The sequence below is a fragment of the Idiomarina sp. UBA4206 genome (assembly GCF_002383015.1).
In the GTDB taxonomy this organism is placed as follows: Bacteria; Pseudomonadota; Gammaproteobacteria; order Enterobacterales; family Alteromonadaceae; genus Idiomarina; species Idiomarina abyssalis.
In genome coordinates this window covers 36,232-48,683 of record NZ_DFTS01000039.1, presented here as the reverse complement: position 1 = coordinate 48,683, position 12,452 = coordinate 36,232, and the positions used below count along the sequence as shown (strand labels likewise).

At 46.9% G+C, this 12,452-nt stretch carries 11 protein-coding genes; 9 read left to right on the top strand and 2 right to left on the bottom strand.

What is annotated here, in order from left to right; translation table 11 throughout:
• The 7 genes from lptD to B3180_RS08245 form a co-directional block, all read left to right on the top strand.
• A partial coding sequence (gene lptD / locus B3180_RS08275; protein WP_286843962.1) for an LPS assembly protein LptD occupies positions 1 to 1,942 on the top strand: 1,942 nt, incomplete at its 5' end.
• A gap of 11 nt (positions 1,943 to 1,953) precedes the next feature.
• Positions 1,954 to 3,252: a peptidylprolyl isomerase SurA gene (gene surA / locus B3180_RS08270; protein WP_278358416.1), complete on the top strand. Its 1,299-nt coding sequence runs from the start codon at positions 1,954 to 1,956 to the stop codon at positions 3,250 to 3,252.
• Positions 3,249 to 4,241 (top strand): 4-hydroxythreonine-4-phosphate dehydrogenase PdxA, encoded by a 993-nt coding sequence (gene pdxA / locus B3180_RS08265; RefSeq protein ID WP_054489607.1) that lies wholly within the window; start codon positions 3,249 to 3,251, stop codon positions 4,239 to 4,241. Before surA ends, pdxA begins: the two co-directional genes overlap by 4 nt.
• Positions 4,234 to 5,085, top strand: a complete 852-nt coding sequence (gene rsmA / locus B3180_RS08260; protein WP_278358415.1) for a 16S rRNA (adenine(1518)-N(6)/adenine(1519)-N(6))-dimethyltransferase RsmA — start codon at positions 4,234 to 4,236, stop codon at positions 5,083 to 5,085. The genes pdxA and rsmA overlap by 8 nt, the downstream gene beginning before the upstream one ends.
• Positions 5,072 to 5,446: a Co2+/Mg2+ efflux protein ApaG gene (gene apaG / locus B3180_RS08255; protein ID WP_278358414.1), complete on the top strand. Its 375-nt coding sequence runs from the start codon at positions 5,072 to 5,074 to the stop codon at positions 5,444 to 5,446. Before rsmA ends, apaG begins: the two co-directional genes overlap by 14 nt.
• Positions 5,447 to 5,448: 2 nt before the next feature.
• Positions 5,449 to 6,267: a symmetrical bis(5'-nucleosyl)-tetraphosphatase gene (locus B3180_RS08250; RefSeq protein ID WP_054489612.1), complete on the top strand. Its 819-nt coding sequence runs from the start codon at positions 5,449 to 5,451 to the stop codon at positions 6,265 to 6,267.
• Positions 6,268 to 6,297: 30 nt separating this feature from the next.
• Positions 6,298 to 8,298 (top strand): methyl-accepting chemotaxis protein, encoded by a 2,001-nt coding sequence (locus B3180_RS08245; RefSeq protein WP_054489614.1) that lies wholly within the window; start codon positions 6,298 to 6,300, stop codon positions 8,296 to 8,298.
• Between the two features lie 62 nt (positions 8,299 to 8,360).
• Here B3180_RS08245 and tyrS read toward each other — a convergent pair whose 3' ends face one another.
• Entirely contained in the window at positions 8,361 to 9,566 is a 1,206-nt protein-coding gene (gene tyrS, locus B3180_RS08240) for a tyrosine--tRNA ligase (protein WP_199494291.1), read from the bottom strand.
• Positions 9,567 to 9,778: 212 nt separating this feature from the next.
• On the opposite strand from tyrS, the gene B3180_RS08235 reads away from it, so the two are divergent.
• Together B3180_RS08235 and B3180_RS08230 are read left to right on the top strand one after the other, a co-directional pair.
• Complete coding sequence (locus tag B3180_RS08235; protein ID WP_054489618.1) at positions 9,779 to 11,095, top strand: OapA family protein; 1,317 nt, start codon at positions 9,779 to 9,781, stop codon at positions 11,093 to 11,095.
• Complete coding sequence (locus tag B3180_RS08230; protein WP_278358413.1) at positions 11,095 to 12,204, top strand: anhydro-N-acetylmuramic acid kinase; 1,110 nt, start codon at positions 11,095 to 11,097, stop codon at positions 12,202 to 12,204. The genes B3180_RS08235 and B3180_RS08230 overlap by 1 nt, the downstream gene beginning before the upstream one ends.
• Positions 12,205 to 12,209: 5 nt before the next feature.
• Here B3180_RS08230 and B3180_RS08225 read toward each other — a convergent pair.
• Positions 12,210 to 12,452 (bottom strand): M24 family metallopeptidase (locus tag B3180_RS08225; RefSeq protein WP_286843956.1); only part of this gene is annotated, 243 nt, incomplete at its 5' end.

Genomic DNA, 12,452 nt, shown 5'->3' with positions numbered 1-12,452 from the left:
CTACCTTAACGTCACAGGCGATTCTTTATTTCTCGACCTGAATGAAGACAGAGCAGAGCTTTATAATAGCGATTATCGTCTGCAGGATCATAATGCCCGGGGTCATGCTGAACGTCTGTCTTTATCTCGACAAGAGGTGCTATTGCAGGACTCAAGCTTTACCACTTGCCCCGGAGATTCACCAGCCTGGCAATTACGCGCGCAGCGTATTCAAATTAATGAAACCAGTGATTTCGGGGAAGCCTGGCATGCCCGTTTCGAGCTATTCGACGTGCCCATTCTTTATTTGCCTTACTTTAACTTTCCTATAAGTGACGCGAGAAAGACCGGGCTGCTTTACCCTACTTTTGACTCATCATCTAACAGTGGCTTTGAAGTAGAAATCCCTTATTACTTTAATATTGCACCCAATATGGATGCCACTATAGCGCCAGTCTATATGTCCGAACGCGGCACTATGTTGAAAAGCGAGTATCGCTATCTATTTGGGCAAAATGCCGGACAATTCAATTTAGAGTATTTAGGTAATGACGATACCCGCATCGAAAATAAAAAGCGTTACCTTTGGCATGTTCAGCATGCAGCGCAGATTAATCCGGACCTAAGCTTTTACCTGGATGCCACCGAAATTAGCGACGACAATTATTTAAACGACTTTGGCAGTGACTTCGCTGGCAGAGCCGATACTCATTTATACCGTGTCGCACAGCTGGACTACGATAACGATAACTGGACCGCCCAACTGCGGACTGAAGACTATGAGCTGATAGGTGATTACCGAAGCCCCTACCGGACACTTCCGCAATTGAGCGTGGACTATAGCGCAAAGACTCTTCATGGTTTCAGTGCAGGTATTTATAACGAACTGACTTATTTTCAGAATCAGGACCAATCACGCGAATACGCTACCCGCGCCCATATTGAACCGAGCCTAAGATATCGTTATGAAAAGCCGGCCTTCGATACCGAAGCGGAGCTGTCTTATCTTTATACACGCTACTGGCAGGAAAGTCCGGACAGTGCAATTGCGGAAAGTGTCACACGGACGTTGCCAAGAGCGCGGGTCAGAGCTCGTATGCACCTGGAAAGGTCTGTTGAAATTGGCAATGATCAATACCGTCAAACGTTATCGCCGCAAATTCAATACCTTTACGTGCCCTATGAAAACCAACAAGACATCGGTATTTACGACACTTCGCTGTTACAAGACGACTACCATGGTCTATTCCGTAGCCGTCGGTTTTCAGGTCTGGATCGTATAGCAGAGGCCAACCAAATAACTTACGGAATCAGTAGCAGCTTATTCACTCAGAATGAACGTGAAATGCTACGCGCCAGTCTTGGTCAAATATACAACATTGAAGACAGTCGCACGCAGCTATTCGCCGCTAATGAAGAAACCACGACTTCCAGTAACAGTGAGTGGGTGGCTGACATAAACTGGGCGGTTGATGAAAACTGGTCGTTGCGCAGCTCAATTCAGTACGATACGGAACTTAACAGCACCCGTAAGAGTCAGACCGCGATAGAGTTTCGCAAAGACGATTCGAACCTGGTACAAGTGAGTCACCGCACAGCAACCAATATTTTGAATAACGATATAGAGCAGGTTGGAACACAAGCAGTTTGGTCGGCTAGTTCACGTTGGCAAGTAGCTGCAAATGTCTTTTACGATCTCACACATGACCGTTTAAATGATGCTATGGTGGGCGTCCAATACAGCAGTTGTTGCTGGGCATTACGAGTTAGTGCTTACCGACGTATAAACCGTGATCTCGAGCCAGCATTTAGTGCGAACCAGATAAACGGCGACACACAGTTTGACAACGGCATTAGTATACAATTTATTATCAGTGGATTAGCTTCTGATAACAGTGGTCTAATTAACATGCTTGAGAAAAGTACGTACGGCTACCGCCGTCCTTTTTATCTCAGTAACTAGTGGTAGGTATAATGAAAAAAATTGCAATGTTTTGTTCAGCAGCAGTGCTGATAGCATCGTCCCTTTTGCTGAATAATAGCGTTCAGGCTCAACAGATTCTGGATCGTGTCGTCGTTATTGTTGACGAAGGCGTGGTTCTGCAAAGCCAAATTGATCATCTGGTTCGGCAAGTAAAAAACAGTCAAAACTTTAATAATGGTAATGCCCCTTCCGATGAGGTTTTGGAAACTCAGGCAATTGAACGCTTAATATTACAGGAAATTCAGCTTCAGATGGCTGACCGCATGGGCATAGAAGTCGATGACGGTCAACTTGAGCAAGCCATTAGCGACATCGCCAACAATCAAAACATCACTGTTGCTGAGCTGCGCGAAGAGATGGTCAATAATGGCATGACCTGGGCTTCGTACCGGGAAAATGTCCGTAATGAAATTGTTATTCAGCAAGTTCAAAGATCTGCCGTGCGACAACGAGTTGCAATTACGCCTCAGGAAATAAATAACCTGGTAAAACTCATTGATAATAATCAGGAAGTTCAGGAAGAATACCGCTTGGCTCAAATATTAATCGCCGCGGATTCCGATGCTTCGCAAGCTGAACTTGAAAAAGCCAAAGAACGTGCTGATGCCGTTTTAAGCCTTCTTGAAAAAGGGCGGGACTTTTCTGACCTGGCGGTACGTTCTTCATCAGGCTCTGCTGCTTTAGAAGGTGGTGATATGGGCTGGATGACAGCGAACAGTATGCCGACACTATTTGCTGAAGCCGTCGACGGAAAACCCGTTGGTGAAGTTGTTGGTCCTATTCGTAGCGGTATTGGCTTTCACATTCTAAAAGTTCAGGACAAACGTGGCGAACAAACGGTAGAAGTCCAGGAAGTCAAAGCTCGACATATTTTAGTAAAACCATCAGTTATCTTGTCGGACAATAAAGCGAAAGAAATGCTCAACAACTATCGTGAGCAAATTGCCAATGGCGAAAAAACTTTTGCCGAACTTGCCCGAGAGCACTCAGCGGATCCAGGCTCAGCTTCACGCGGCGGTGATTTAGGCTGGGCACGCCCTGACAAATATGCACCAGAATTCAAGCAAAAAGTTGAAACCATTGAAGCAAACACCATAAGCGAGCCTTTCCGTACTCAGTTTGGCTGGCACATCGTGGAAGTTACTGAACGCAGAACTCAGGACGCCACTGAAGAAAGTAAACAAGAACGAGCTTATCAAATGCTTTTCAGTCGGAAGTTCCGCGAAGAGTTAGATAACTGGCTACAGGAAAAACGTGATCAGGCCTATGTCAGAAGAGTTGCCGAGTGAGTCTACCGACACTAGTTTTTACACCGGGTGAGCCGGCAGGTATAGGCCCGGATCTGATTATAAAAATTGCACAGCAGCCCTGGCCGGCTGCTGTGATTGTCTGTGCCGACAAAAACTTATTAAAACAGCGCGCTGAGCAACTCAACCTGCCCATTACTTTGCATCGCTATCGTAAAGGTGAGGACGTGCCAGAACACCAGCCTGGCCATTTATGGGTTGAGCACATCCCTGTATGCGAAGAAGTCACTGCCGGTCAGCTATCTGTATCTAACGGTCATTACGTAGTCGACTGTTTAAAGCGAGCCTCCGATGGCAACCTTGCAGGCGAGTTCGATGCAATCGTCACAGGTCCGGTGCATAAAGGCGTGATTAACCAGGCAGGCGTTGCTTTCTCGGGACACACAGAGTTTTTAGCCCACGAAGCCAACTGCAATGATGTTGTGATGATGCTGGCCACCGAAGGCTTACGCGTTGCTTTGGTAACGACTCATATCCCTTTAGCCTATGTTGCAAAAGCAGTGACCAAAGAGCGCCTGACCAACATTTTAACGATTCTGCATAACGACCTGAGCAAGAAATTTGGTGAGTCCTACCCCAAAATTCTGGTTTGTGGTTTAAACCCTCATGCCGGAGAGTCCGGACACTTGGGCCGTGAAGAGATTGAGACTATATCTCCAGTCATAGAGCATCTGAAGCAACAGGGTATGAACCTACATGGCCCCTACCCGGCGGACACTATCTTTCAGCCCAAATACCTGGAAGACGCCAGTGCAGTAGTTGCTATGTATCATGACCAGGGGCTCCCCGTGCTAAAATATAAGGGCTTCGGTCAAGCGGTAAATATCACTCTGGGTCTACCTTATATACGAACCTCTGTGGACCACGGTACAGCCCTTGAACTGGCTGGAACAGGTAAAATAAATGACGGTAGTTGTCGACTGGCAATGAAAACCGCTATCGATATGGCAAGAGCAGCGTACTATGAGTAAAAACCAAAATGGGAGTAAACACTCAGGCGGGAGCAAAACCCATCTGGGGCACCGTGCACGGAAGCGGTTTGGTCAGAACTTTCTGAACGATGAGCACATTATTGAACAGATAGTTGATGCCATTAACCCTCAAGCTGGTGAAAACCTCATTGAAATTGGTCCGGGGCTAGCAGCGTTAACCGAACCCACAGTGGATCGCGCCGGCCATCTGAAGGTCATTGAAATTGACCGAGACCTGGTTGAGCGTCTTCAGCACCACCCTTTTTTAAGTGCGAAACTGGAAGTAATACAGGGAGATGCATTAAGCATCGACTTTAGCCAGTTTGCAGAGAAAGCGCAGGCAAGAGTATTCGGTAATTTACCTTACAATATTTCGACACCTTTGATTTTCCACCTGCTAAAATTTGCAGAGCACATACAGGACATGCACTTTATGCTGCAAAAAGAGGTGGTGAATCGCCTGGCCGCAGAACCCGGCTCAAAAAGCTATGGTCGAATCAGTGTCGGCGTGCAACAAGCCTGCAGAGTAACGCCTGTAGTTTCGGTGCCGCCGTCAGCCTTTACGCCGCCGCCTAAAGTTGAGTCTTCCGTCGTTCGTTTAGAGCCATACAAAGAAAGCCCCCACCCGGTGAAAGACAAAGCTCAGCTACACAGCTTATGTTTGACAGCATTCAATCAACGCCGTAAAACAATACGTAACAACTTAAAACAGCTGGTTCCTGCAGAGCAACTCGAAGCGCTTGGCATTAACCCTGGCGCCAGACCAGAGACCTTATCGGTAGATGACTACTGCAGAATATCGGACTGGCTCACAGAACAAGCGGAAAAGAATGACAGTCAGTAAAATTGAAATTGATGTAAAAACGCAATATTTAGCGGCGCAGTCGAACCCTGATGCCAGCCAGTACGTGTTTTCTTATACGATAACCATAACCAATGAATCCAGTCAGTTGGTACAATTGCTTGCCCGTGAATGGCGAATTACTGATGCAGACAGTAAAATAACCCGGGTAGCTGGTGACGGTGTTGTCGGTCAACAACCGAAGCTTGAGGCAGGAGAGTCTTTTAGCTATACGAGCGGTACGGTCCTGGCAACACCTATTGGTACTATGGAAGGTCATTATTTGATGATAGATGCCCAGGGCGAGCAGTTTAAAACACCGATTCCCTCATTCCGGTTGGCTATTCCTAATATTATTCATTAACTATGAGCCATTACATTGTTGGAGATATTCAAGGCTGCTTCCGCGAACTTGAAGCTCTGCTAACCAAAGTCAGTTTTAACCCAGAAAACGATACTCTATGGTGCGTTGGGGATATTGTTGCGCGCGGTCCGGACTCTCGTGATGCACTCAGGTTCTTCTATCAAAACAGCCGTTCAGTGCATACTGTATTGGGCAACCACGACTTAAACTTAATGGCCGTATTACTCGGCTACCGCAAGCCAAACCCGAAGGATAAACTCGACACCTTACTTGCTGATAGCGAACGTTTCCGTTGGCTAGACTGGCTGCGTCAGCAGCCCTTGCTGCAGCAGCTAAAAAGTCATGAAACGGTTATAGCCCATGCAGGAATTTACCCTTGGTGGAAGCTGGAAGAAGCAGCTCAATACGCTAACGAAGTCGAAAATGTTCTTGTCAGCACTCAATTTGAGAGCTTCATGCGCGAACTATTTGGCAACACTCCTGAAAAATGGGACTCAAGTCTGCAAGAATTCGACCGATACCGTTTTATAGTGAACGCATTTACCAGAATGCGTTACTGCAGCCCGGATGGTGAACTCGAATTTTCTAAAAAAGATAATCCGTATCAAAGTTCATCGCAGGATTCGTTTAAGCCGTGGTTTAACTTTTGGCCTGAATCCGATAATCGCGTAATATTTGGACACTGGGCTGCGTTAATGGGTGAGACCCGACGTCAAGATGTAATAGCGCTCGATACTGGCTGTGTCTGGGGTCAGCATATGACGTTATATAACGTTGAAAGTAAGACATTCTTTCATCAACCGGCTTTGTCCGGGAAGTGATAATAATCATGCAGTGCTGAGGAAAGTTTCATGAAAATTACTGTTGCCATGCGAGTCATTGGTGGTTTTGCCATCATTACATTGCTGTTACTCATCATTAGCTTAAGCTCGTTGTTTAATATCAACAGCATTGGCTCATCGGTTGATAATCTCAACGACCAGGCCGTGCCCGCGCTCAATGAAGTAGCTGCCGTCAAAGTGGATATTCTTGAATTGGGCAGCGTGCAATTAGAAACTTTCTATGATGAAAAAGTTGGCGAGGTCGATGCTCACAGAAAAGAATTTGAAGCATCCCGTAGTTCGCTTTTTTCTTCGTTAAACGAACTCAACCGATTAATTCAGGGCGCCGGTCAAGGCGACAGAATTGATGCTATTGAAAAGGACTCTCAGAAGTATGTCGACTTAATCGACCGCTTATTCAATCAGCAACGCGAATACCTGGAACTTCAAACCACAACAGCTTCTCAGTTGGATGAAATTGCATTCAATATCGATGACGCTGCTATAATGCTGCTAGACACCATGGATATGTCTAACAACGAAGTTATTTCACGCGAAGCCAGTAATGTTGAGTCCTCGCTGTCGAGCCTTATCACCTTGATGTACGACTTAAACAAAGCCAACAAACTAGACAGTGCCGAAGTTATTCGTAGTGAAATTGATATTAATATTGACAGTATCCGCCCCCGCTTAGAAGTTTTAGAGAACGAGGCAACCGGCAGAACTGAGACAATGGTTAGTGACGCTATCACGACCGTTCGTAATGCCATCGACAGTCTGCAGGGTAATGGTTCCTATCCCGCAAATGTCATTCGCCGTCAACAACTTCGCGTAGACGCGGAAAACTCACTGAATAGTTCACAAACCCAGTTGAACAAGTTAATGACAGAAACTGATGAGTTGCAGAATGCGGTTCGTGGCATTGCTGAAGACACACGAGTTTCTGTGACAGATTCAATTTCAACCAGCAGCTGGATAAACAGCATTATTACGGTTGTTTCAATTGCACTGGCCATTTTAATTTCCTGGTATACCGTACGCAGTATCAGTCAGCCATTGTCTCGTGTTAACCATATGCTGAATATTATGGCCGACGGTAACCTGACTGAGCGAGTCGACTACAACGCTCAGGATGAGTTTGGTGAACTGGCATCAAACACTAACAAGCTGACCGGCAATTTGCGTAAACTTATTGAAGGTATCGCTAACCGCGCGACTCAATTAGCGACAGCGGCGGAAGAGTCCTCCAATGTCTCTGACGAAACAACGAACGCGATTGATGAGCAGCGCCGTCAAATAGAGCAAGTGGCAACAGCCACCCAAGAAATGAATAATACAGCGAGTGAAATGGCTGATGGCGCTGATCAGGCTCTTCAGGAAATTCAGCACTCCGATGACGAAGCCAAGCGCGTACGGGAAATTTCAGATAAAAACCGTACCACTATCGAAGGCCTGGCTCGCGAAATTCAGAGTGCCTCCGAGGTTATCGATCAGTTATCAGAGAACAGCAAAAACATTGGCGGTATTTTAGATGTTATTCGCGGTATTGCGGATCAGACCAACTTGCTTGCCCTGAACGCTGCTATTGAGGCTGCTCGGGCTGGTGAACAAGGTCGTGGCTTCGCTGTTGTTGCCGATGAAGTTCGTACCCTGGCCAGCCGTACTCAGGAGTCGACCGAAGAAATTCAGGATATGATTGAAAGCTTGCAGAACGACTCTCAACGCGCTGTTAGTGTAATGAATAAGGGCCGCGAACAAGCCGAACTCAGTGTTCAACAGTCGGATGAAGCCGCTCAGGCACTGCAGTCAATCACTGAGTCAGTCCACCAGGCCTCGGACAGCAGTAACCATATTGCGAACGCTGCGAAAGAACAGAGCAGTACCGCACACGATATCAGCGAACGTCTTGAAGCTATTGTTTCTATTGCAGAACAAACCGCTTCTGGTTCGAAACAAACCGCTCAGGCGTCTAACGAAGTAGCGAAACTGGCCGATGAGCTGCAGGACTCAATCAAGAGCTTTAGAGTCTAAAAGCACGGAAACAAAAAAAGGTGCCAACTGGCACCTTTTTTATTGTCTGAAACCTTGAACGGTTAAGCCGTTAAGTTAAGTTTTGCGAAGCGGCGCTTGCCTACCTGATAGACCCCTGAGTCCTTCTCAGTGCACACATAACGCGCATCACTGAACTTTTCACCATCTACTTTAACGGCATTTTGCTTTATCATCCGCAACGCTTCAGAGGTTGACTGAACTAAACCGGCTTCCTTTAGCACATTACCTATCGCCATTCCCTCGGTTCCAACTTGCACCGTCTTTTCCGGAATATCATCCGGTAATGCATTCTTTTGGAAGCGCTGAATAAAATCCTGTTCCGCTTTCTCTGCGTCTTCTTCAGAATGGAAGCGTGCAATAATTTCTTTTGCTAACAGTACTTTGACATCGCGTGGGTTTTTACCGTCGGCTACCGCTGCCTTCAATTCATCAATTTCCGTTATGGAGCGGAAGCTGAGCAGCTGGAAGTAACGCCACATAAGCTCATCAGATACCGACATAATTTTACCAAACATGTCATTAGCGGATTCGGTAATGCCAATATAGTTGTTTAATGACTTCGACATTTTCTGAACGCCATCGAGGCCTTCCAGTAACGGCGTCATAATGACAGTTTGTGGACGCTGCCCTTCTTCTTTTTGCAGCTCGCGCCCCATTAGCAGGTTAAAACGCTGATCGGTACCACCAAGCTCAACATCCGCCTTTAGCTCAACAGAGTCCCAACCTTGTACTAACGGGTACAGAAACTCATGAATCGCAATAGACTGATTGTTCTGGTAACGCTTTTTAAAGTCATCACGTTCTAACATACGCGCGACCGTCTGACGGGCAGCTAGCTTAATCATATCGGCAGCCCCCATTTTCGACATCCACTCAGAGTTGAAGCGAATTTCCGTTTTAGCGGGGTCCAGAATCTTAAAAACCTGTTCTTTATAAGTTTCAGCGTTTGCAATAACCTGTTCAGTGGTCAGCGGCTTTCGGGTGACATTTTTGCCTGTGGGATCGCCTATCATGCCGGTAAAGTCCCCTATCAGGAACACAACTTTGTGACCAAAGTCCTGAAACACTCTCAATTTGTTAATTAAGACCGTGTGGCCTAAGTGCAGATCCGGGGCAGTTGGATCAAAGCCAGCTTTCACTATTAGTGGCTTACCACTCGCTAATTTCTCAGCCAGTTCCTGCTCGAGTAAAACTTCTTCGGCACCGCGAGTAATCTCGGCAATAGCTTCCGCCACTTCGGTTTTCATCCTCATCTCCAACTGTAAAAACTGATAAACCAGCCATTTTACGCGATTATTAACACTGTTTTAAGCTTATTAATCTGGTATTCTTCTTTTTTTCGTATTATCCTCGAAACCATAAGGTTATTCCGTGGTCGTAAACAGGTGCGGTAAACCCCGTGTTTGCTGACAAATGTTTACTGGATAATCACAATAAAGAAAGTGAAGTGCGCTAAAATATGACATTGAAATCTGTCACCCAAATTCAGCGGATGTTCCTGCAACTTCCGCATTCTCATAAAATTCTGATCAGTGCGATCAGCGTTGCTCTCCTGCTATTACTGATCATTCCGTCAGAACCGGCGACTGCTTCTAAGAACAGTACGCCAGCGGAACAGTTAATGCCAGGCAAACGCTACCAATTGGAGCTGGCGTTTGAGCAATCAAACTCGAATGAAAATTCTGAGAGCTCCGAGCTTACCTGGCAAACTTATCAAGTTAAGTCCGGCGACAGCCTGGCCAAAATATTCAGTAAAGTGGGCTTTAGCGCTCAACAGCTGTATCGCGTTACCGAGTCGGGTGACGAAGCTAAGTACTTGCGTAAAGTTCACCCGGGCGACTTATTGCGCTTCGCAACTGACGGTGAAGGCGAGCTGGTTCAGCTGGCACATCAAATCAATGATACCGAGACTCTCATCATTACTCGTCAAAGCGACAACTTTGTAGCAGAGGTAGAAACCAAAGAAGTCGAGATTCGTACCGAGTTTACTCACGCCGTTATTGATTCAAGCTTCTGGAACGCAGGCATAGATTCAGGACTGACTGACAATCAAATTATGCGCATTGCTAATATCTTTGGTTGGGATATCGACTTTGCTTTAGATTTACGCAAGAACGATGAGTTTAGCGTGCTTTACGAAACTCACTATGTCGACGGCGAATTTGTCGGTTACGGCAAAATTTTAGCCGCAGAATTTGTTAACCGGGATGAAAACTTCCAGGCGATTTTGCACGACAACGGTCAATATTACACACCGAATGGACGTGCCATGCGCAAAACCTTCTTGCGCTCGCCGGTAAACTTCACCTATATCAGCTCGAGCTTTAACCCTCGACGCTTGCACCCGGTTACCGGTAGAGTACGACCGCATAATGGCATTGATTACGCGGCTTCGACAGGAACACCGGTGATGTCTTCCGGCGATGGAAAAGTTGTAGCTGCAGGTTATACCTCGTTAAACGGGAATTATATTTTTGTTCAACACGGTGAGCGCTACGTTACCAAATACCTGCACCTTAGTCGCAAACACGTAAGAAATGGCGACAGAGTTAAGCAGGGTCAGGTCATTGGACGTGTCGGAGCAACAGGTCGCGTTACCGGCGCTCATTTACACTATGAATTTCTTGTCGACGGCGTGCACCGTAATCCGCGTACCGTTGAGCTGCCCAAAGCCAAGTCATTGGCTGAGTCAGAACTTCCGTCTTTCCGCCAGCATGCGGATCAGGTGATGGCAATACTCAACGACAACAAGCGCGTTTATTTGGCGATGCGATAATGCCTCAGCGTTTTATCGGACTCATGTCGGGCACCAGTATGGATGCTGTTGACGCGGCATTAGTCCAGATAAACGCTCAAGGTCAGGTTAAACTGGAAGCCTGCTACTCTCTGGCGATACCCCAAAACCTCCGCTCTCGTTTACTTAAAATAAGTCATACCGACAATTGGATAGCCGATGAGCTGGCAGCTCTGGACGTCGCGTTTTCTGAACACTGCACTCAAGCCGTTAAAGCGCTTTTAGTGAAGGCACGGCTTACACCCGAAAGCATCACCGCAATTGCCAGTCACGGTCAAACGGTACGCCATAAACCCAACTTTAAAACCCCTTATACCTGCCAGATTGGCGACCCGGCCCGCTTGGCAGTTAGCACAGGTATCGATGTCATTTATGATTTCCGGCGCAAAGACATCGCCGCCGGTGGTCAGGGAGCTCCACTGGTTCCGGCTTTTCACAAGCAAGTATTTGCGCATCAGAAGCAAAGTATTGCTGTCATTAATTTAGGCGGTATAGCCAATGTCACCTGGTTAGGTCCAGAAGGCCAGGTGCTCGGCTTTGATACAGGCCCTGCCAATACCTTGCTGGACCAATGGGTTCAGCAGCATTACCCGAATGAAAGTTTCGACAAAGACGCACAGTTTGCTCGCGCAGGTGAAGTTCAGGCTGCACTGTTAGAACAGTTACTTCAGCACCCCTTCTTTTCAAAACCTGCCCCCAAAAGCACGGGTCGGGAAGAGTTCAACTTAGACTGGCTTAAGCCCCTATTAGAGAAAAAGCAGCTTTCTTTTGACGATGTTCAACGCACCTTAGTTGAACTTACGGCTATAACGGTCAAAGATGCTCTGAAAACACTACCACAACAACCCGACGCGGTTTATTTTTGCGGCGGCGGCACGAACAACCCGTTACTCATGGAGCGCTTTGCAGAGCTACTGACGCCGGCTAAATGCAATACCACGGAGAACCTGGGAGTGGATCCGCAATGGGTTGAAGCCATGGCCTTTGCCTGGCTAGGCTGGTGCTATGAGCACAAAAAACCGGGTAACCAGCCTGAAGTTACAGGAGCCAGCCACCCGGTTGTTTTAGGTTCCAAAGTTCTGCATCAATAGACGTATTATTCAGCGCCCAATTCTTTAAACGCATCGCGGGTCAGATTCTCATTTCCATCGGCTCCAACCACGATACTGTCTTCAATACGCACACCGCCGTATGGACGCAATTCATCCACCTTATCCCAGTTGATATCAGCACTGTCTTTGTGCTCTTCCAGCAACTGATCGACCACGTATAAGCCCGGCTCAATAGTAAAGACCTGACCCACTTCAATGTCGCGCAGTAAACGCAAGAATGGATGACG